A 19871-nucleotide genomic window follows, 5' to 3' on the forward strand; every position below is an offset into this window, starting at 1 on the left:
TTTTATATCCTTTCTTCTAAATAATAAAAGTTTGTTTTTCTGTATTTTTGATTACAATCTCTAATTTTTCTACATCAATGATATGCGTCAATTTGCATTTAGGGCAGAAAAGAGGAAAATCTTTTAATACAGTATTATGAAATACTTGAACTCTCGTCTTTCCGTTACAAATCGGACATTTTATCCAATATTTTTTAAGCATTATATTTCACTCGTCCTTTTTACACAAAAAAATGCAGGTCAATCCTCAACATGAGCATTGACCTGCATTTATAATGCACAGAGCAGTACAACAAAACTAAGGCATAGCTTGCACTATGTCTATACTATATCTATACGTCGTTAGTTTTTTGTATAGCATCCGCAAAATAAGCATGACAAAAAAGCCCATGTTGAAAATGGGAAAATCCTTTTTTTCAATGCTTATCTAATACGCATGCTATGCAACATAAACGCCGCCTCCTTTTACATAAATTTTATTTTATCAGAAAATCAGTCTACTGTCAATACACAACAGGAAGTATTTAACCTAATGATATGAATTGTGTGGACATATCCAAAAAGAAAGGTGAACTGTAAAATGTAACAGGGTGAATGAAAATGGCAAAAAGACCCGTACCATTGTACGACTTTAAGGCTTTCGGGGCAGCTATAAAAGCCGCGAGAAATGAATACGGCGAGAGCCGCAAAAAGGTAAGCGACGAGTTATATATTTCCCCGCGCTACCTTGCGAATATCGAGAACAAGGGACAACAGCCGAGTTTACAGGTATTCTATGACCTTGTAACCCGGTATCATATTTCGGTAGATCAATTTTTCTTCCCGAACAGCAATGCGGAGAAATCCACCGGGCGGCGGCAGCTTGACGCGCTGCTGGACGGTATGAGCGATAAAGGCATACGGATTGTAACCGCAACAGCAAGGGAGATAACGGAAGTCGAAAAAGCAGAGGATTAACCTCACAATATGAGAAATCGGGAGATTGCAGCGCATGGCGGCTGCAATCTTTTTTTGCGTCCAAAATGTCAACGTTTGTTTGGTGGTTAAACACGTTCAAACTGCCATTTACATAGAGTTCCAATGCCGACGCGATACGCTGCGCTTCCTTTTCCGGCTGCTTCTTGATTTCATTGTAGAGGTCGCCCAAAATCGGCATATTCTCCGGCTTCGGGTCTGCAAGGTAGCTGCGGTACACGCTGATAACGGCGCGGTCAATCAAAGTCTTTTCAACCGCTTCCAGCCCGTTTTTGCCGCCCATAATCAACTCGCAAAAGGAAAGGATAAAATCGCTCTTTAAGGCTATGGGCGTGTCGCCCTCGCTGTAATTGAGGTTTATATCCATCGGGTTAATGTACTGCGTGCTGTTCTGCGAAACCTTGATAACCTGCCCTTTCAGCCGTTCCACAAGGGGGTAATATTCCGCTTCCGGGTCGCAAATGATAATATCGTCTGCGGTAATGAGAAAAGCGTTGGTGATCTCGCGCTTTGCCGAAAAACTCTTGCCGCTGCCGGGTGTGCCGAGTATCAAGCCGTTAGGGTTCTTCAGCCTTTTCCTGTCGCACAAAATCATGTTATTCGATAATGCGTTTAAGCCGTAATACAACGCTTCGCCGCTTTGGAACAGCTCTTGTACCGTAAAGGGGACGAAAATGGCGGTGCTGGAAGTCGTCAAGCCCCGCTGGATTTGGATTAGGTTTTCGCCCAATGGGATAGAGGACATAAGCCCCTGTTCCTGCCGGTAGTCAAGGCGGGTGAGCATACAGTTGTATTTCTGTGCGATACTTGCGGCCTGAAATACGTCGTTGTCCAATTTCTGCTTTGTGTCTGCCACATTCAAAACTAACAGCGTAAGCAAAAACATTCGCTCGTTCCGGCTCTGCAAATCCCGCAAAAGGTTTTTCGCTTCGCCGCCGTAGGTGGCAAGGTCGGACGGAATTATATCCATATCGTAGCCGCTGCGGATTGCCTTTTTCTGTTCCTCGATTTTCATACGGTCAAGGTCGGTGATTTTCCGCTTGATCGTCTTGATCGCTTCGTTGTGGTCGTTTCACACACTCTCGTGTAGCAAAAATATACCCGTGCGGGTTATTATAGTTTATTTGCGAACTATCTTCCCGAAAATTTAAAAGATAAAGCATCGCCTTTGTCTCAAAGTCAGCACCTGATTTTCTTAATTTTTCCGAAGATTGCACCTTATACGGCATAAGCAAAAACACCTTCTTTCATTCAGAGACCTGTTACTCTACCCCCAACGCCTTAAACACCGCATCTTCCGCACTGCTGTAGAAAATCAGATTAAAACTGCCCACCAGCTCCGGCGGCACGGTGCCAAGGTCTGCTGCACTGGTAATCGGAAGCAGCACTTTCTTTGCTCCGCTATCGAGGCACACCTGCAAACTATTGGCAAGCTCGTCCACTTTCAGAATCGTGCCGCTAATACTTATTTCTCCCAGCACGGCAAGTGTACTGACCGTAGGCCGTCCAAGAGCGATGCTGCATAGTGCAATCAATGTAGGCAATGCCAGCTTTCCGGTCATGCCAATGCCCTGTAAATCCTGATAGTTGATGATGTAATCCCGCATCGTGGTGCTGATGCTACCACTGATTCGATTTCCGTTTGCTTTCAGGAAATTGAACGCCGTATTCGTGGATTCCTTGCAATCACGGTCGCTGCCAAGGCCAGTGCGCTCAAATTTTCCGTTGCCGGGCAGCATCTGGCTTTCAAGGCGGAATACGCCGATCATACCGGACTTGCCCTGACTTACGGTATATACCTGTCCCGGATTGCAGATGCCATCGGGGATGAGCTTTCCACCGCCCTGCTCTGGCACGGAAACAAATTTTTCTTCAAAGGTATCAAGGTCGATATAGCTGAAGTTCACATCATAGAACTCCATTCCACCCAGCTTTTTCAGCTGTTCCTTGACACGACGGCGCATTTCCAGCGCAAATACAAGAATTTCTTCAATCTGTTCCTTCGTGAACTCTCCATCGGGATAAAGCAATTTCACATAGCCGCCTACAATCTTGCGGACAGCAATCGTATCGCGCTGGTTCAGATTCTTTCCAAGACGGAAATACTTATCCAACGCATCACCATACTGTTCTTTCCGCAGTTCTCGGATAAACTCTGCCAAGTAATCCGTGATAAAGCCGTAGTCGTTGGTGAAATGCTCCGGACGGAACTTCGGAATCTCCCAGCCTGGAATATAGCAATGCAGACGATCAAGAAAGGCTGTGTCCGTTCCCATCTCCGGCGGGAACGGGTCAAACAGAGAGGAAGTCTTGAGCAACACATCCACGCTCTGATTGATGTTTCCTACAAAGACCATAGATGCCGATGCTGCCTTTTCCTCTTTGCCGCGGGCAAAGGAGCCGGAAGCCATATAGTCTTTCATAATCTGAATGCCGTCTTTGTCCTTAAACTTGATTCCGGCAACCTCATCAAAGGCAACGCAATCCCATAAGCCCACCAAACCTACGGTTTTGCGCCCCATATTGTAAAACAGATTTGCAACGGTCGTCTGACCACCAGATACAAGGATACTGTTCGGGCTGATTTCTTTATAGATATGAGATTTGCCGGTACTGCGCGGCCCCAACTCACAGAGATTGAAGTTGTTCTCCACCAACGGCAGCATACGCGCAAGCAGCAACCACTTTTCTCGATTGTTCAACTGTTCCGGCTCATATCCGCAGGAACGCAGCATAACATCCATCCACTCTTCCTGTGTGAATGCCTTGCGTCCCTCGCGGACTTCTTCGATGTCGATATGGGGCATCTGAATCGGAGTCAGTTTATGGATGCTGATGGGAGAGATATCCTTCTGCTTTTTCTGTTTAGAGGAAATCGGCTGTCCATCTATATCCGTGATTCCAAAGCTGCTGTCTCCCTCAGACTCATATTCCAGCTGCACGATGCACCAGATACCGCCGCAAAGCAGCCGGTCATATTTTTCCGGATAATCATCCGTAATCGGCACATTGGTGAGACCAAGGTTAGAGAACTCTGCAAAAAAACAATCCTTTTTGATGTCCAGATGTACTGTCACCATATCAATAATGGTATGACTCCCGTTCTTGCGCAGTTGGGAGAGAATTTTCTGAGCCTCATCCGGGCGGACAAAATTGTCTGCCAGAATGCGTTTCACATTCTGAACGCCCTGCTCAATGATTGTCTCATCGTCTGAACTACAATACTGACCCAGCAGGAACTCCAGCACATAGACCGGAACATTTGCTCCTTCTTTTATTTTCTTTGTCAGGTCTTTGCGGACGATCCGACCGTCAAAGTTGCTGCGCAGCTTCCGGCGCAGTTCTTCACGGGTATCGTCTGCCGCCATATCCATCATTTCCATACGGAATTCCTGCCTCCTCTGTATCAGAATCCGAATCCAAAGTCATCTGCAAAGGCAATGTCCATGATGACAGGCTGCCTCCACTGCTCCAGACCGCTTTCTTCGTCATAAACCACAAGGTAATATTGCTTGTCCTTGTCGTATTTCTTATTCTTGAATGTGAACCGCATCCGGAAGATACGCTTCTGCGCATTTTCCTCGCGACTGTCTGCCACATAACTGTTTTCGTTCGAGATTTTCTCATTGTCCTCCGAGAGGAAGAAAATGCGGTATTTTGCCGCTTTTACAGTATCACTGACGGCATCCGACTGGATAAAATCCATGGAAGTGATCAAGTTCGTAATCTTATGGACGATGCTGACCAGAGCAATCTCTGCATTCTTTGTCTCCATGTGACCACGTTCCATCTTAAACTCCAACACCGGCACCAGCATTTCCTGCGGTGAGGAACCGCCATGCACATAGTTAGCACCGCCTCCGGTCACCTTAAAGACATTGCTGCTGACAGGATAAGACACCACCTTGCTGTCCTCATTCCCCAGAACGCGTCCCATGCTCATATGGTCGATGCCGTCATCTTCCAGTGCCGCCTTGGACACAATAAATCTGCGATTAACAAATGCTTTTTCCGCGCTTTTCCCAGAAATCTTGTCACTTTCTGTCAGCTTATCACGCTTGTAAATAAAGCCATGATCGGCAGTGACGATAAAATGATAGGTGTTGCCGCTGACGGAGATTCGATGAATCAAGTCCATGATTTCCTGAACGGCCTCCTCACACGCATTAAACACCTCATCCTCGGTATTTGCCTTGTCTCCACGCGCGTCAATCTGATTATGATATACATAGATAATCTGACGTTTTGTCAGCACATCTCGCAGCTCTGCCACTTTCAAATTTTTGATATCATCGAACTGTACACAGACACTATCCGGGTTATAGCTTTGCAGCACCTGCTGCCGACCTGCCAGATTATCGCAAAGGATACCATCAGCCAGTACCTGAAAATCATCCGTCATCTCCAGTGTCTTATGCGGCAAAAGTGCTGCCATGCCAAGCCTTGTATAAGACGGAAGAACACTCAACTGTACAGAAAGTTTTGCCGTACATTTCGGGTCATCCTGCATTCTGGCAAACAACTCCTGTCCGACCTCGTAACGCAAGGCATCCGAAATGATGACCACGGTGCGTTCCTTGGTATAGCGCAGGTTGGCATTGTAAAACTCCCGCTGCAACGGAATTGCCGAAAATGCGGCATCCTGCTGGATTCCAGCATTCCAGGCAGGGAGCAGGCAAGCCAGATATTCGTTCGTGTAGATATTTTCCACCAGTTCCCGAAGCGGCTCAAAGCTTTCCGTGCTCTCCAGCTGGTCGTAATAATAGTAAAATTTCCGATACTGCTGATCCATATTGTAATCCGCAGCAAGATATCGGTCGATGATTGGCTTTAAGCCATCTGCGGCATGGTAATCTGCTTCCTTCACCATGCTGTACGCGCTGGAAAGCAGCTGATATGTCTTCCCGGTTTTTCTGCCAAAGTGCATTTTAGCCCGCTTTTCACAGAGTTCCGGAATGGTTAATCCGTTTACGATTGCGCCGATATCTTCCGAAACAAGTCTGCCAATGAGCCACTTTACCAACACCTGATCCACGGCAAGAAAAGTGTCGCACTCCACCAAATCGTCCACTCGCATTCCTGCAAATGCCGAAAGAACATTCAGCCCTTTGGCAACGTGCGCCGACAGAGCATCGTATTTGTCCCGGTACAGGACGCTGTTCATCAGGCTATCGAGAAATGCGATGATATTACCGGACTTGTAGGAGACAAAGCTTTTCCATGCTGCTGGAAGCTCTGCCTGCACATATCGACCAGTATAAGTAACGAACAACGTTACCAGCAGCCGTTCCAAACTCGGTTTTGTATCGGTGTATCCGAAATGCTGCTCACAGAGTTGCCAGAATGCAGACAGCAGGTCGTATTTTTCAAACTCCTGCAAGAAAGCATTGTCCACCAGCTCGCCATCCGTCAACACGATGCGCACGACTTCCTCAAAAGAGCAGGTACGCGCCTTGCAGACTGCACTCAGCAGACCGACAAGGATATTTTCTTCATTAAAATTCTCGATTTCCAAATCATAGAACCGCTGAGTACGCTCTTTATTGGCGAAAAACTTGATGTGCTTCTCAATAACCGGCTTGTACTTCTCCTCGATACCGAGGTCAACCGACAGCAGGGAGGCACGGTCAGCAAAGAACCGTCTGGAATACAGCATTGTATCCTCCAGATGGTTGTCCCTTACATCCGGCTTCGGAAACGGTGCATAAATCAGATAATTCGTGGTCTTATCCACACGCTCCAGAAAATACTTTGTATAGAACTGGTTATCCGGCTGGAGATGGTAGACCTTCGCATTCTGAAGCTCTACCGTCTCCATATCCTCGGCAAATTCTGCCTTGTCATCATACCAGAAAACCAGTTTCCGGGTCTCCCCGGTAAATTCCGCATTCAGGCGGTCTATAATTTGTTTCAGGTTCAATTCTGCCATATCAATTTCCTTTACTTGATAGATTCCGCCCTTTGGGGAATATCATACAGGCAGTTACGCCTTGATCCGGTTGTTGCCTGTGATGCTGCTAATATAATCGTCAATATCCTGCACGATGCAATGATCCCCCATTGTGTGCAGTGATTCAAAATACTTTGTGATATACCCATAGATGCCATACTCTTCAAAGGTTTTTGCCACATCAGCACCGGAAAGCCCTTTGAAATGACGGTACCGCTCCATGCAATAAATCAAGAAATTGGATTCTTTGCTCATCGCTCACGCCTCCTCCGGGTAATCATAGGAGCCTGTCAGAAGTTCATCTTGATACATGGTATACAGCGTCATCGGGCTGTAATGCCACAATTTTGATTTTTCATCCGAAAGCTCCTGATAGAGCTTGGACTGATAAAAGCGGGAAATCGCTTTTTCATCATCCACATTGCTGTTTTTTGTAATCTGTTCGATGATGGGCGGCACAATGATTGCAAGCATTGCGCTGAACTGATCTTCGTTCATACAAGCTCCCTCCCTTCAAAATGCAAGTATTGCAGAGACTTCTCAGTTGCAAACACCAGCTGGTTGAACAATTTCCGAATCTTGAGTGCCGCCAGTGTTTGTTCCTTATCCAGCACTCCGGTCATATACAGGGTAATGGTGCGGTACACATCATCATTTGCCACAGCACCATAAATCAGGTCATGCTGCTTTCCCTGATAGGTTCCCTGACGGTTCTCGGCTACAAAATCCAGCCATGCTTCATCTGGGCTGTCAAAGCGCAGCAAACTGCACTCCTTGAAAGCCACTGCTTCCTCTACGGAATAAATATTCAGCGTAGCAGCTCCTGTTTTGCGGCGGTCAGTGACCTTTTGAGCGAAGTTCACTGCCTGATCGCGATTGGTGGTGGTATAAAATCCAAAACCGAAGTCCAGATAGCGATTTTGCCGGATAAGTTTCGGCTGTTCTACGATAACATTGCTTCCGTGGTACAAAATCATTGCAAACGCCTCCTGTTCCTCTTATTTCTTCTCTTTCACCATGATGTTCTTACTGTCTGCCAGCACCTCATAGAACTTGCCGTCCTGAGCGGTCTGGAGCTTACGATAGTTGACCTTTACGCCGTCATCGAGGTCAAGCTCGATACGGGAAAGTGCCAGATGGCTGATCTTCTCATCATATTCCCGGCATTCCTTCAGCTGCTTGGCCAGTTTATCCTTACGTTTAGAGGCAGCTGCCACCTCACGGGCATTCTCGCTGTGATCCATCATATCCTGCATCCGGTTGATCTCGGATTCATATACACGCTGCATCTTATGCAGGTAGTCGATACGCAGGTTGCCGATGGTATCCGGCGTGTAGCGGTGCAGATAAACCAGTGCCTTGAAGCCGTTCTGCTTGCCGCTGTCAAACAGCCAGTAGATCGGACACCTCTGGTATATCCTTTTATGGTCATTAAAGAAATCATTCAAGAAATAATTACGGATTATTTCACGACTGGTTTCACCCTTGTTTCCAAGTGCTTCGGCAATAAAATCAAGATTGCACTCCAGTGAATCAACTCCATACACCACTCTCAGCCATTCACACAAACGAGACACAATGTCATTATCCAAATATTCTTCATCTGTGATGGGGATAACATTATCAGCATCCGGGATAAAGGTCTTATAATTGCTACTGTTCCATGCGCCACCTGCGTAGGCTAATCCTTTCACATCCAATGAGTAACGCCCAAACATACAGCCCACAGCATAACTTAATAAGCTCTTAACATCCCGTTGCAAATCGGCTTTGCGTACAGTTATATCTGTTTCATCAGGCTCATTAGATAATTCTTCTTGCAATCCAAACTTATTTGAAAAATACTCATTAAGTAGTTTTTCATTTTCTTTAACCAATTCGTATCTATCAATTGTCCTTTTTTTCCAATAATTGTATGCGCTTTCAATATTGGAGAATCCTCCACTACATGGATGTTCTAAGAAATTTGTTGAAATCTCAAACGAATCCCAATCATCTTGGCAAGCCGAAAGATTGTTGTTTGACAATTCGCGGATTTTTAGTGTGTCCCATTCCACAGAAAAAGGTAATTTTAATACATCTGCCACAGTTAAGCTTGCTGTGGGATTAAACATATTAAGCAAATAAGCAGCAGCTTTTGAATTCAAATAAGCCAACACTGATGGATGTCCTTGATCTGCATAACAGTTTCCTCCATCCATTACTTTACCAGTCGGAATGCCCGGTAATAGTTATCGTCTTTAATCTCATTGAACAGAATCAGCTCCTGCTCATTATAGGTTCCCGGAAAGAACATCACGACCGGGCAGCGCACAAACGCCTGGTGCAAGTTGTTAAGCACCTTGTGGGAACGCAAAATCGGATAGCACTTGCCGATACCGGTTAGGAACACGACTGCATTCTCCGGCGTATGTTCTTTGATATATTGCACGATCAGGCTGTCATCGTCATTCACCTTCATGGAGTTGGTGACTGCCTTGACGATACGCTCGATTCCTCGCTTTTTTTCAAAGTCATAGCACTTTTCCATGAAGTTCTTCTTTTCCAAAAAGTCAATGATGATATCATACAGATCAAAGACCACAAGCTCAAAATCATCATCGCCCCGGTCGTTCTTGTTTTTCAGATACTCTACACGCTCCCGAACTTCCAGTTCCTTTTCCGGTGGATAATCAAACACCCAATAGTTGACCTCATTTGCGCGGCCTGTTCCTTTTCGGAAAGACGGCTTATGGATTGCAAGCTCCATCTCATCCAGTCTTTGGCTTAAATCCATTTCATCTTACCCCCGTCAGTGTTTTTACCATGATGCCAAGATCATGGTCATAAAGCCAATGCTCAAATGCAATATCAAGAATTGGCTTCAGTATTTTTCTTGTGCTATTTGCCCGGTTGCATTCTAAAAGGCCAGCTTCATAAAGCTGCGTTTTATAGCAGGAGCCAAGGCGATGCAGCGTATAGTCTTGAAAAGAAGCCACCTTCTCACTCTGTTCCTGCTTATTTTTGAAGAATATCCGGATATCCGCATCCGTCAACTCATCCGAACCAAGAATCATTTTTTCCCGCACTACTTCATACACAAAATCAAAGAACAGCGTGTCATGCAAAAGAGCCGCAGTCAGCACAAATAACTTTTGTGTAGCAAGATCACTGCTCAGAAAGATTGGGTAAAAACTTTCATCTAATGTCTTGATACGGGCTGCTACGGTAGAATAAATCTGCTGCGCTCGCAGTTTTGTCGGTGCGCCATAGATGTTTGTCTCTTCATTCAACTTTTTAATGTCTGCAAAGCTCTTACCCTCGTTCAAAAGCTGCACGGTTTTCCGAAATTCCATGAACCAGAACGAAAATTTCACAGCTCCGGCACTATACGGTTTTCTTTCCATCTTCGTTCTCTCCATTTCCGGATTTTGTTTTAATGTATCTGCCGCTTTTGATTCTGGCATCCTTCGGCTTTTCGGCGTTAATAGGAATGACCCACTGATGGCCTAAACGCTCGACACCATCAATTCGCCCTTCTGTGCATAATGTCTGTACTCTCCTTGTGCAGATTCCCCATTTTTCAGAAGCCTGCTTAATCGTCATGAAATCCATACGGAACCTCTTTTTCGATGTCTAAAGTCACTCGCAGCAAGTTAAAATTTCTCATTTATATTCTACTCCAAGAAACGAACAAAATCAATCGAAAGTTCTTCCAAATTTTGAACGATTTTTTTAGAACCCACTCTTCTGCAAGCAGGGCTTTCGTGACACGAAAGCGATTTTCTGCTTGTTGGGGAAACTCCCCAATCCCCTTAGAACGCTGCCTGCGGCATCGGGCTGCGCATCCGTTCCGGATGCTTTAACGGCAGTTCCTGCCAAAGAAAAAAAGCCCGGTGCAGCATGAGCATTACACCCACACTGCACCGGACTTTCCATCATCGACTGCTTTGTCTATTTTCTTCTTCCTGCCGCACTTCTTGCTCATGCAGCTGCTCTTTCTTCTGTTCGTCCTCTTTCAGGATTTCCTGCACGATTTTCTGTGCCACAAGCCAATCCTGCATTTCTGATTTTGTTTTGCGGTACTCTGCATAGGAGCTTTTCTTTCGTTCCAGAAGCATCGCATACTCTGCGTTCAGCTCGCTGATGCGCGGGAGCTTTTTGTCAGAGCCGTTCTCTTTCTTATAAGCATCTACGCCATCCGGCGTAATCGAAGATAACCCCCGTACCGAATAGTTCCATGTGTCCGGCAAACTGAGCAGCATGGAGAGAAGTCCTTTCCCTTTCAGGCTGAGACTCTGATCCCGCAGGTGGTAATTGCACATCGTTGTGTAATTGCTGTTCTTCTCAACCCTGAATACCGGCATGGTGCTCACCATCCTTTTTCGCAGGCTCCGCTTTTTTCTTCGGACATTTGCGCGGACGATCTTCGCTGTCCTCCCGGCGATGGTATTTGCCGGTATCCTGCATCATACGTTCAAACGCCTGAAGGCGTCCCTCTGTAAAAAGCGTCATTCGATCACACCCCATTTCTTAAACAACTTGAAGAGATGATTCTTTCCCTTGCAGGTCACTCTCGTCTGTTGCACCAGTTTTCCGCTTCTGCCGTAGCAATCTCGGACAATAAAATAGCCCCTTGCAGATTTGTCTGCAAAAGGCATCAGCCAGCCGCTTGGACTACGGTACAGATAGCGATGATCCAGTAAAAGAGCCACTGCCGTCTTCTCCGGGATTCCGATTTCCTTACAGAAATTCCGGATGCAGGTACAATCCTCCGAGTTCACAAAGGTGTCGAAGTAGTCTGCCTTGGGCTGTGCCGCATCCAGCTGTTTGCGGATACCCTCAAGCTGCTCCCTCTCGGCTACAAGCTCCTGTGCCAGGGTGTAGATGACCTCCGGATGCTGAATCACCTGATCCAAAATGGAATCGCTCATATACACTCCATGCTTGCGGATAGAAGGGAGAACTTCATCAAACACCCAGTGTTCAAATCGTTCTGCCGATGGCAGCTTGCTGTGAACGATCAGCCGGTAAACATCGCCTTCTGTGATAAAGGTGATTTCAACGACCTGCTCTCCAGCATCCCCATACTGATTCACCTTCTGAACGACCCCCTCGCGTTTCGTTAGGGGGCCTCTGCAATGGCGTTTCACTGCGGCGTAGGGATTCACATACCCCAACGCTTTCGCCACGTCACTTGCACAGAAGAAGGTCTTGCCCGCCTCCTGCAACACGCGGATCGAACCAAACTCCTGGTTCTCGAACACCTCCGTCATCTGCCTCGACTGTCCGCCATGACTGCCCACATCGGTATCATGGGTCTTCTGATTGAAATCCGTCATACCTGTTACCTCCTACTCAAATTTGTCTCGCCGGATTTCAGGCGAAAAAAATAGAGCCTCGACCCATTCTCGTTTTCAAAGAATGAGCCAAGGCTCTATGTAAATCAGTCAAGTATGTGTTCGTCCGTCAATGGCAAAATTGGACTTCATTTGCTCCTATTGTCCACCAGTAATTTAACCCATAAGAGGTCAAAATGGGCTTGTCCACCAGTAATTTGACCACTATAAACCCATAAATTTCCGTTCAAATTCCATCAAAACCGAACAGTCCAGACAGAATTTTGGGTATAGAAAAAGCCCGGAAAATGGCGTATTTCCGGGCTTTTTTAGCATTTTGAAGTTGTCGATTATCGCTTGCTGAACTGCGGAGCGCGACGAGCTGCTTTGAGACCGTATTTCTTACGTTCCTTCATACGAGGATCGCGGGTCAGGAAGCCTTCCTTCTTCAGAGCAGCACGGTTCTCCTCGTTCTGCTGCAGCAGAGCGCGGCTCAGGCCGTGGCGGATAGCGCCAGCCTGACCGGAAACACCGCCGCCGGAAACGCGGACGACGACATCGTACTTGCCCTCCAGGCCCAGCAGGACCAGCGGAGAACGGACGATCAGCTTCAGGGTCTCCAGACCAAAGTAGTTGTCGATATCACGATCGTTGATGGTGATCTTGCCAGTGCCGGTGTAAACACGAACGCGGGCAACGGAATCCTTACGACGACCAGTGCCGTAGAAATAAGGTTTGGTTTCGTACATGTTCGATTGCCTCCTTCTTAGAACTCGATCTTCTCGGGCTTCTGAGCTGCGTGAGCGTGCTCGGCACCCTGGTAGCAGTGCAGGCGGGTCAGAGCCTTAGCACCGATGGTGTTGGAAGGGATCATGCCCTTGACAGCGTAGGTCATGGCCAGATCGCTGTGCTCAGCCATCAGCTTGCTGTACTGGACCTTCTTCAGGCCGCCGATGTACTTGCTGTGGGTGATGTGGAACTTCTGCTCAGCCTTCTTGCCGGTCAGAACAGCCTGATCGCAGTTGATGACAACAACGAAATCGCCGCAGTCCACGTTGGGGGTATAATCGACCTTCTGCTTGCCGCGCAGCAGAACAGCGGCCTCAGCAGCGACGTGGCCCAGGCTCTTGCCGGCAGCGTCGAGCAGGTACCACTTGCGCTCGACTTCAGCGGGCTTCACGAGAGTAGTGCTCATATCTATTTCCTCCTGATAAGCTTTTTGTACGTTTCAGGCGCCTTTCTGGGGCGCGAGTGTCAGTATACATCATAAAAAGGTGCCTGTCAACAGCATTTTTTGATTTTTTCATTGTAATTTTTTCAATCTTGCAAAATCTCACGTTTTCTCTTGAATTCTCATTATTTCTAAAAACGCATTTTCTGCAAAATTTTCTGCCCACGGCCGCACATTTTCTGCCGCTGCCCGCTACAATTTTGTCTGCCGGTGTGGTATACTATAAAGGATATGGCAGCTTTTGCTGCGCACTGATACAAGGAGAATTTTTTACATGCCAAACGACATCGACCACAACGCCTCTGCCCAGCGCCGCACCTCCAAGCTTCTGGCCGCTATGGGCATCTTTGTTGCTCTGGGCATCATTGCTTACATTATTTTAACGCTGCTGGTCAACCGCAGCGTGCCCGCAAACCCGGACACCCACTACACCGGCACAAACGGCGTTTCCGTCTACTATGACAGTTCCATCTGGAAGGTATGCCAGATGACCGAGGACAGCACCCTTGGTACCGTGCTGGAACTCGCCACGGCAGACAGCGCCGACGGTGAGGACTACGAAGCTGTGCTGCTGCAGCGCGGCACTGCCGACAGCTACGCGGACTTTATCGATGCGTCCGAGAAGGACCTCAAGCAGGCCTATGGCGTCATCAAGCCCCGCAAGGTGAACCTGACCGTGGACGGTGCCGAGGTGGAGGCCGTGCGCTGCGACATTCAGGCGTATTATGCGGTGCTGGCCACCATTACCTACCCCAGCGGTGACGTGGTGTATGTTTCCGGCCTGACCAAACTGGCCTCCATCAACGACATTGTGAATCTTGTGGAAAGTGTGACCCTGTCATGAGCAGTTCCCGTGCGATGCAGCGTCTGTGCGGCCTGATGCGCAAGGCTGTGCAGGACTATGAAATGATCGCCCCTGGCGATAAAGTGATGGTGGGCGTTTCCGGCGGCAAGGACAGCGTGGCCCTTACCATCGGCCTTGCCGAACTGCGCAAGTACATCGGCTTTGATTTTACGGTGCAGGCCGTCACGCTGGACCCGCAGTTCGGCGGCAGGCCCATGGATTACACCGTATTGCAGGAGCTGTTTGCCCAGTACGATATCCCCTATGAGATCCGCCGTACCGAGATCGGCCCTGTAGTGTTCGACTACCGCAAGGAGAAGAACCCCTGCGCCCTGTGCGCCAAGCTGCGGCGCGGCGCGCTGCACACGGCAGCGCAGGAACTGGGCTGCAACAAGGTGGCGCTGGGCCACCATCTGGACGATGCCGTGGAGACCTTTTACATGAATCTCTGGCGGGAGGGCCGCATCGGCTGCTTCTCGCCGGTCACTTATCTTTCGCGCCGGGACCTCACCCTCATCCGGCCCATGCTGCTGGCCACCGAGCAGGAGGTCATTTCCGCAGTGAACGCCGAGGGGCTGCCCATCGTCAAGAGCGTCTGCCCTGCTGACGGCGTGACCGTGCGCGAACAGACCAAGGAGTTCGTCAAGGAGCGCTGCCGCACCGACCACGCTTTCCGCCAGAAAACCCTGCACGCACTGCAGGAGAGCGGCATCGATGGCTGGCGGCCCGTCCACACCGGGCGCGGCAGCTTTGCAATTACAAACGAGGAAGAATGAATCATGAAGACTCAACCTTTTGAAAAACACGTCTGGGCCGAGATCGACCTCGATGCCCTGCGGCATAACTTCCGGGCCGTCAAAGCCCGGGCCGGCGACCTGCCGCTGTGCGCGGTGGTCAAGGCCGACAGCTATGGCCACGGCGCTGTGCAGTGTGCCCGCGTTTTTGCGCAGGAGGGTGCAGCATGGCTGGCAGTGAGCTGCCTGACCGAGGCCGTGCAGCTGCGTCAGGACGGGCAGACTCTGCCCATCCTTATTTTGGGCCATGTTCAGCCGGAGTACGCCCAGACCCTCATCCACGAGGATATCACCGTAGCGTGCTACTCCACCGAACAGGCGCAGAACCTTTCCGCTGCTGCCGTAAAGGCAGGCGGCAGAGTAAAGATCCACCTCAAGGCAGATACCGGCATGGGCCGCATCGGCTTTGCCCTGCGCACCGATTTTGATGCCGCCATCCGCGAAATGCTGGCTGTGTGTGAGCTGCCGGGCCTTGAGATGACCGGCCTGTTCCAGCACTTCTCGGTGGCCGACGACACCGCCGAAGAGAACGTTGTCTATACCGCGGAGCAGCACGCACTGTTCGTCAGAGCGTTCCATGCGCTCAAGGCGGCAGGCCGCGAGCCGCAGACCGTCCACTGTGACAACTCTGCGGGCGTGATGCTGCACCCGGACTGGCCCGAGGGATTGGCCCGGGAGCGCTGCATGGCGCGGCCCGGCATCATCCTCTACGGCTACGACCCCAGCGACGAGGTGCGCTTTGGGCAGTTCCGGCCGGTGATGACCCTCAAGACCGTGGTGAGCATGATCAAGGAAATGCAGCCCGGTCAGAGCGCCAGCTATGGCCGCCGCTTCACCGCCGAAAAGCCCACGCTGGTGGCCACCCTGTGCACCGGTTATGCGGACGGTTATCCCCGCCAGCTGAGCTGCGGCAAGGGCATCGTGGAGATCCACGGCAAGGCCTGCCCGGTGCTGGGCCGCGTGTGCATGGACCAGATGATGGTGGATGTGACCGGTATCCCGGACATCCACGAGGGCGACGAAGCCATCCTGTGGGGCGGCAGCGTCAGTGATACTGCCGAGACCATCGCCCGCAAGACCGACACCATTTCCTACGAGGTGCTGTGCGGCGTGTCCCGCCGCGTGCCCCGCGTCTACCTCGAGCACGGAAAGATCGTGGATGTCGAGGATTGGATACTGGAAGCTTAAATTTCTCCCGGAGGAACTACATGGCAAGAGACAATATCCGCAATTTCTGCATCATTGCACACATTGACCACGGCAAATCCACCCTGTCGGACCGTATTCTGGAGCTGACCAAGAGTGTGGACGAGCGCACCATGGAAGACCAGATTTTGGACAACATGGACATTGAGCGCGAGCGCGGCATCACCATCAAGGCCCGCGCTGTCACCATGAACTATACCGCCAAGGACGGCAAGACCTACGAGTTCAACCTCATCGATACCCCGGGCCACGTGGACTTTGCCTACGAGGTCAGCCGCAGTCTGGCCGCCTGCGAGGGCGCCATCCTTGTGGTGGATGCCACCCAGGGCGTGGAAGCTCAGACGCTGGCCAACACCTACATGGCGCTGGAGCATGATTTGGAACTGGTGCCCATCCTGAATAAGATCGACCTGCCCAGCGCCCACCCGGACGAGGTGGCGCAGGAGGTGGAGGACGTGATCGGCCTGCCCTGTCTGGATGCGCCCCGCGTCTCTGCCAAGACCGGCCTGAATGTGGATCAGGTGCTGGAGCGTGTCGTCACCGACATTCCTGCTCCCACCGGCGACCCGGATGCCCCGCTGAAGGCGCTGATCTTCGACAGCATCTACGACAGCTACAAGGGCGTTATCGTCTATATCCGTGTGTTTGAGGGCACCGTGAAGCCCGGCGATACCATCCGCATGATGGCCACCGGCGCGGAGTTCACGCTGGTAGAAGTGGGCCACATGGGTGCTACCAACCTTTCTCCCTGTGCCCAGCTGCAGGCTGGTGAGGTCGGCTATCTGACCGCCAGCATCAAGACCGTGCAGGACACCCGCGTGGGCGATACCGTCACGCTGGCCAATAATCCCACCGCCGAAGCACTGCCCGGCTACCGTCAGGTCAAGCCTATGGTGTTCTGCGGCATCTACCCCGCCGACGGTGCCAAGTACCCCGACCTGAAGGATGCACTGGAAAAGCTGCAGCTGAACGATGCCTCCCTCACCTTTGAGCTGGAGACCAGCGCCGCGCTGGGCTTCGGTTTCCGCTGCGGTTTCCTTGGCCTGCTGCACATGGAGATTATCACCGAGCGGTTGGAACGCGAGTTCGATCTGGATATCATCACCACCACGCCCAGCGTGCGCTACCGCCTTACCCTGACCGATGGCACTGTGGAGATGATCGACAATCCTTCCAGCTACCCCGACCCCTCCAACATCGTCAAGCAGGAAGAGCCTTTTGTGGATGTTCACCTGTACACCCCCAACGACTATGTGGGCGGCCTGATGGATCTGTGCCAGAACAAGCGCGGCGTGCTGATCGACATGAAGTATCTGGACGATGTGCGCGTTGATCTGCACTATGCTCTGCCGCTGGGCGAGATCGTGTACGACTTCTTTGATGCCATCAAGAGCCGCAGCCGGGGCTACGCCAGCTACGATTATGAGTTTAAGGAGTACCGCGAGAGCGACCTTGTCAAGCTGGACTTCCTGCTCAATGGCGACCCTGTGGACGCGCTGTCCATGATCGTGTTCCGCGATAACGCCTATGCCAAGGGCCGCCGCATCTGCGAAAAGCTGCGGGACAACATCCCCCGCAACCTGTTCGAGATCCCGGTACAGGCTGCCATCGGCGGCAAGATCATTGCCCGTGAAACGGTCAAGGCCATGCGCAAGGACGTGCTTGCCAAGTGCTACGGCGGCGACATCTCCCGCAAAAAGAAGTTGCTGGAAAAGCAGAAGGAAGGCAAAAAGAAGATGCGTCAGCTGGGCAGCGTTTCCCTGCCCAGTGAAGCCTTTACCGCTGTGCTCAAGCTGGACAGCGACGACGATTAAAAACTTTATAGATCAAAGAGAACCCGCGCTCTGGTAGGCTGCAATGCACCCAGCGCGCGGGTTCTATCTGTTTTTTTACAACCTCAGTTTACAACAAAAAATGAGATAGGCACCCCCTTTCGGGGAAACCTATCTCATTTTTTGTTGTTGGGACTATTTTGCAACAGTCCCTTTACGTTGGGGCGTTAGGGGGCCGCTTACAGTCTCTTGACTGCTCTTTTCCGATTTGCTTCTGCCCGGATTATACATGATTTCAGTGCAAAAGTCATCGAGACCTGCGCGAAACGTTCTTGAATCTGCGTGAACGAATCATCTGGGCAGCAAAAAAGCCCCGGAAAGGCTGTCTGGGTGCCTTCCGGGGCTGCTGTGAAAGATGACTGCATCAGTAATACTTTTCAGTCAAAAAGTACTACTGATACACTGCTTCGAGGGCTTTCTCACTCACTTTTCTGCTTCAGGCGGGCGTATTCGGCATCGGCCTGAATGGCTGCAGAGGTGAAGCTGTTGTTGTTCCACCAGCTGATCAGCGCGGCCACGGTGGTGATGCCGGCGGTCACCAGCTGTTCCACAGTCTGGCTCTCAATGGGCAGCATAGGTTTGCCCAGAGCGCTCAGCACCTGATTGGTCAGGGCAAGCAGCAGCACAGCGGTGCGGGCGATGGTGGCGGCAGAAATTTTACCAAAGTTCATATCAATTCCTCACTTTCTCATTTTGTTCAAGGTCAGCGATGCGGTGGTTGGCCACCTTCATCTGTTCTTCTAAAATCGGTACGCGGCGGGCAAAATTGTTATGCTCACGCACCTCGCGGGTCAGCTCTTCGAGCTTGGTGTCGGTCACGGCCTGACTGCGGCTGTTGGCGATCAGCACGCCGATCAGGGTCACGGCCCCGGCAATGACAGCGGATAAGATCGTTTCCATTCCGTTCACCGCCTTTACCCGGCCCACCGGCTTTTTGCTTTGCGCACATCCACATGGACAAAGCCTTTTGCGGGGTAGCGGCCGATGCCGCCGGTGCCGGGCAGCAGGGTCTCGGCGTAGGCGGCAAGCTGCTCCACCGGCACGCCGGACACCCGGATATCCGCGGCACGGCCATACTGATGCTGGCTGTAAACCGCCCCGCCCACAGCCCTGTTGTGTGCAGCGGTGCGGTAGCCGCTGGTAATGACCACCGGTGCGCCAAAATGGTCACGGATGGCCTGCAGCACCTGCACCAGTTCGCTGTCCACAAACAAAGGGTCGGTGCCGTCTTTGCAGGCAAATTCCTTTGCGCGGAAGCTGCGGCTCAGCAGCGTTTCGCCATCCCTTGCGCGGGAGTAAACGTTAAGCATGGCCGTCCTCCTGCAGCAGCGCTGCCACGGCATCCCTCAGCCGGGCGGGCACATCCTCCAGCGTTTTGATGCCCTTGCGGATCAGGGCCGCATAGATCCTTGCCATTACACACCACCTCCTTCGTACAGTTCACACAGGGCCAGCTGCAGGTCGGTCAGCTGGCAGGTCAGGCTGGCAATCGTCTCGGGCAGACGGGCTGCTTCCTCGGCCTGCTGGCGCTCTTTTTCCCGCGCGGCCAATTCTTCTTCCGTATAGCGGATGTATCTCTGCACCGGCACCTGTTCGGTCCATGCGGCCTGCGCAGGCACGCCCGGAACGTCGATGACCTTCCGCACATCCCTGCCGCCGCCGGGATACTCCGTTACGGTCTCGTAGTGGCTCACTTCCTCCACGCCTTCCACGGCGGGGTG

General features: G+C 50.8%; 23 protein-coding genes and 2 pseudogenes. 5 read left to right on the forward strand and 20 right to left on the reverse strand.

Annotated elements, in window-relative coordinates; translation table 11 throughout:
• Positions 1 to 16: 16 nt before the first annotated feature.
• Entirely contained in the window at positions 17 to 202 is a 186-nt protein-coding gene (locus WMO17_RS11610) for a cysteine-rich KTR domain-containing protein (RefSeq protein ID WP_003431289.1), read from the reverse strand.
• A 398-nt stretch (positions 203 to 600) separates the two neighbouring features.
• On the opposite strand from WMO17_RS11610, the gene WMO17_RS11615 reads away from it, so the two are divergent.
• On the forward strand, positions 601 to 957 hold the full coding sequence (locus WMO17_RS11615; RefSeq protein ID WP_002584957.1) for a helix-turn-helix transcriptional regulator: 357 nt from the start codon (positions 601 to 603) through the stop codon (positions 955 to 957).
• Between the two features lie 64 nt (positions 958 to 1021).
• Here the strand turns inward: WMO17_RS11615 and WMO17_RS11620 are convergent.
• The 14 genes and pseudogenes from WMO17_RS11620 to rplM all read right to left on the reverse strand — a co-directional run.
• Positions 1022 to 2044: pseudogene (locus WMO17_RS11620) on the reverse strand (VirB4-like conjugal transfer ATPase, CD1110 family); the annotation flags it as partial.
• A 193-nt stretch (positions 2045 to 2237) separates the two neighbouring features.
• The gene (gene brxL, locus WMO17_RS11625; RefSeq protein WP_431834748.1) at positions 2238 to 4352 is read right to left on the reverse strand and encodes a protease Lon-related BREX system protein BrxL; all 2115 of its coding nucleotides are present in this window, start codon (positions 4350 to 4352) and stop codon (positions 2238 to 2240) included.
• 29 nt (positions 4353 to 4381) lie between these two features.
• Entirely contained in the window at positions 4382 to 6904 is a 2523-nt protein-coding gene (pglZ, locus tag WMO17_RS11630) for a BREX-1 system phosphatase PglZ type A (RefSeq protein WP_349138162.1), read from the reverse strand.
• A 54-nt stretch (positions 6905 to 6958) separates the two neighbouring features.
• Complete coding sequence (locus WMO17_RS11635) at positions 6959 to 7180, reverse strand: DUF3791 domain-containing protein (protein ID WP_118728543.1); 222 nt, start codon at positions 7178 to 7180, stop codon at positions 6959 to 6961.
• Positions 7181 to 7183: 3 nt separating this feature from the next.
• Positions 7184 to 7423, reverse strand: a complete 240-nt coding sequence (locus tag WMO17_RS11640) for a hypothetical protein (RefSeq protein WP_005539002.1) — start codon at positions 7421 to 7423, stop codon at positions 7184 to 7186.
• The gene (locus WMO17_RS11645) at positions 7420 to 7902 is read right to left on the reverse strand and encodes a DUF3990 domain-containing protein (protein WP_013274275.1); all 483 of its coding nucleotides are present in this window, start codon (positions 7900 to 7902) and stop codon (positions 7420 to 7422) included. The genes WMO17_RS11640 and WMO17_RS11645 overlap by 4 nt, the downstream gene beginning before the upstream one ends.
• A 21-nt stretch (positions 7903 to 7923) precedes the next feature.
• The gene (locus WMO17_RS11650) at positions 7924 to 9081 is read right to left on the reverse strand and encodes a BREX-1 system adenine-specific DNA-methyltransferase PglX (RefSeq protein ID WP_349138164.1); all 1158 of its coding nucleotides are present in this window, start codon (positions 9079 to 9081) and stop codon (positions 7924 to 7926) included.
• Between the two features lie 44 nt (positions 9082 to 9125).
• The gene (locus tag WMO17_RS11655; protein WP_005929853.1) at positions 9126 to 9701 is read right to left on the reverse strand and encodes a DUF1788 domain-containing protein; all 576 of its coding nucleotides are present in this window, start codon (positions 9699 to 9701) and stop codon (positions 9126 to 9128) included.
• Between the two features lies 1 nt (position 9702).
• Complete coding sequence (locus WMO17_RS11660) at positions 9703 to 10311, reverse strand: DUF1819 family protein (protein WP_349138166.1); 609 nt, start codon at positions 10309 to 10311, stop codon at positions 9703 to 9705.
• On the reverse strand, positions 10292 to 10519 hold the full coding sequence (locus WMO17_RS11665; protein ID WP_349138167.1) for a helix-turn-helix domain-containing protein: 228 nt from the start codon (positions 10517 to 10519) through the stop codon (positions 10292 to 10294). Before WMO17_RS11665 ends, WMO17_RS11660 begins: the two co-directional genes overlap by 20 nt.
• Before the next feature lie 572 nt (positions 10520 to 11091).
• Positions 11092 to 11271, reverse strand: a pseudogene (locus WMO17_RS11670) (helix-turn-helix domain-containing protein); the annotation flags it as partial.
• A 144-nt stretch (positions 11272 to 11415) separates the two neighbouring features.
• Positions 11416 to 12246, reverse strand: coding sequence for a phage antirepressor KilAC domain-containing protein (locus WMO17_RS11675; protein ID WP_349138169.1), 831 nt, complete (start codon positions 12244 to 12246; stop codon positions 11416 to 11418).
• Positions 12247 to 12593: 347 nt separating this feature from the next.
• Complete coding sequence (rpsI, locus tag WMO17_RS11680) at positions 12594 to 12992, reverse strand: 30S ribosomal protein S9 (protein ID WP_005938160.1); 399 nt, start codon at positions 12990 to 12992, stop codon at positions 12594 to 12596.
• Between the two features lie 17 nt (positions 12993 to 13009).
• Positions 13010 to 13438 carry a 50S ribosomal protein L13 gene (gene rplM / locus WMO17_RS11685; protein WP_005938158.1) on the reverse strand — a complete coding sequence of 143 codons (429 nt, stop codon included), beginning with the start codon at positions 13436 to 13438 and terminating at the stop codon, positions 13010 to 13012.
• 310 nt (positions 13439 to 13748) lie between these two features.
• Between rplM and WMO17_RS11690 the strand changes: the two genes are divergently transcribed.
• Genes WMO17_RS11690 through lepA form a run of 4 tightly spaced genes read left to right on the forward strand, consistent with a single transcriptional unit; the run spans position 13749 to position 18132 of the window.
• Positions 13749 to 14318: a hypothetical protein gene (locus WMO17_RS11690; protein WP_005938154.1), complete on the forward strand. Its 570-nt coding sequence runs from the start codon at positions 13749 to 13751 to the stop codon at positions 14316 to 14318.
• Complete coding sequence (locus WMO17_RS11695) at positions 14315 to 15094, forward strand: tRNA 2-thiocytidine biosynthesis TtcA family protein (RefSeq protein WP_005938152.1); 780 nt, start codon at positions 14315 to 14317, stop codon at positions 15092 to 15094. Before WMO17_RS11690 ends, WMO17_RS11695 begins: the two co-directional genes overlap by 4 nt.
• Before the next feature lie 3 nt (positions 15095 to 15097).
• Positions 15098 to 16300 (forward strand): alanine racemase, encoded by a 1203-nt coding sequence (alr, locus tag WMO17_RS11700; RefSeq protein ID WP_349138170.1) that lies wholly within the window; start codon positions 15098 to 15100, stop codon positions 16298 to 16300.
• Between the two features lie 20 nt (positions 16301 to 16320).
• Positions 16321 to 18132, forward strand: coding sequence for a translation elongation factor 4 (gene lepA / locus WMO17_RS11705; protein ID WP_097774375.1), 1812 nt, complete (start codon positions 16321 to 16323; stop codon positions 18130 to 18132).
• 437 nt (positions 18133 to 18569) lie between these two features.
• On the opposite strand, the gene WMO17_RS11710 is transcribed toward lepA, so the two are convergent.
• The 5 genes from WMO17_RS11710 to WMO17_RS11730 form a co-directional block, all read right to left on the reverse strand.
• Entirely contained in the window at positions 18570 to 18821 is a 252-nt protein-coding gene (locus WMO17_RS11710; protein ID WP_005938144.1) for a phage holin, read from the reverse strand.
• Between the two features lies 1 nt (position 18822).
• The gene (locus WMO17_RS11715) at positions 18823 to 19050 is read right to left on the reverse strand and encodes a hypothetical protein (protein WP_044953283.1); all 228 of its coding nucleotides are present in this window, start codon (positions 19048 to 19050) and stop codon (positions 18823 to 18825) included.
• Between the two features lie 14 nt (positions 19051 to 19064).
• Positions 19065 to 19460: a YcbK family protein gene (locus tag WMO17_RS11720; protein WP_005938138.1), complete on the reverse strand. Its 396-nt coding sequence runs from the start codon at positions 19458 to 19460 to the stop codon at positions 19065 to 19067.
• Positions 19453 to 19566 carry a CD1375 family protein gene (locus tag WMO17_RS11725; RefSeq protein WP_263287078.1) on the reverse strand — a complete coding sequence of 38 codons (114 nt, stop codon included), beginning with the start codon at positions 19564 to 19566 and terminating at the stop codon, positions 19453 to 19455. Before WMO17_RS11725 ends, WMO17_RS11720 begins: the two co-directional genes overlap by 8 nt.
• The coding region (locus WMO17_RS11730; RefSeq protein WP_349138173.1) for a hypothetical protein at positions 19566 to 19871 on the reverse strand (306 nt) is incomplete at its 5' end. The genes WMO17_RS11725 and WMO17_RS11730, both read right to left, overlap by 1 nt.

The sequence above is a fragment of the Faecalibacterium faecis genome (assembly GCF_040096475.1).
GTDB lineage: Bacteria > Bacillota > Clostridia > Oscillospirales > Ruminococcaceae > Faecalibacterium > Faecalibacterium taiwanense.